1 protein-coding gene is annotated in these 645 nt (G+C 69.8%); it reads left to right on the top strand.

The genetic code is table 11. From position 1 onward, the window contains the following. Positions 1 to 326: endonuclease domain-containing protein (locus MOV75_RS40910; protein WP_247008535.1), on the top strand; the 326-nt coding region annotated here is incomplete at its 5' end. Positions 327 to 645: the final 319 nt, after the last annotated feature.

Below are 645 nucleotides of genomic sequence, written 5' to 3'. Positions count from 1 at the left end.
TCGCCCGCCTGCTCCGCCGCAACCCGACCGATGCCGAGCGCCTGCTCTGGCAGGCACTGACCCGCGACCGCCGCTTTGCAGGTGGGTTCAAGCGCCAGACCCCCGTGGGGCGCCACATCCCGGACTTCGTCTCGTTCCCGCATCGGATCGCGATCGAGCTGGTCAACCCGGGCGAGGGCGAGGCGATCGCGGCCGACCGTGCGTCAAGGCGGGCATGGCTGGAGGCGCGGGACTATCGCGTGCTGGAGATTCGCGCGGCGGATGTGGAGCGGGATCTCGAGGCCGAGCTGGTGCGGCTCGCGGGGATGATGGAGCAGAGCGCGTAGGTAGCGCCCTGATCTCGTAGGGTGGGCAAAGCGGAGCGTGCCCACCATCTTGACCAACGAGCCGGGACGGAAGTCGTGGGCACGGCGCTGCGCGCCTTTGCCCACCCTACGAGAACCGCGTTCGTGGCTAGCGGTGACCGAGTGCTGGATTAAGCCCGCGGACCGCGCCACGCGCGGGCCGCGAGCCAATCCACCCTACGCACCTATCGCCCGAGCTGCACCTCGCGTTCCACCGCAATCCACGTCGTCCGTGCCACAGCCAGCAATCTCCCGGCTTCATCATGGAGCGCGGCGTCGGCCGTGCGCTTGCGGCCATCGC

The organism is Bradyrhizobium sp. PRIMUS42 (genome assembly GCF_023006515.1).
GTDB lineage: Bacteria > Pseudomonadota > Alphaproteobacteria > Rhizobiales > Xanthobacteraceae > Bradyrhizobium.
This window is presented reverse-complemented; position numbering and strand designations above follow the sequence as displayed.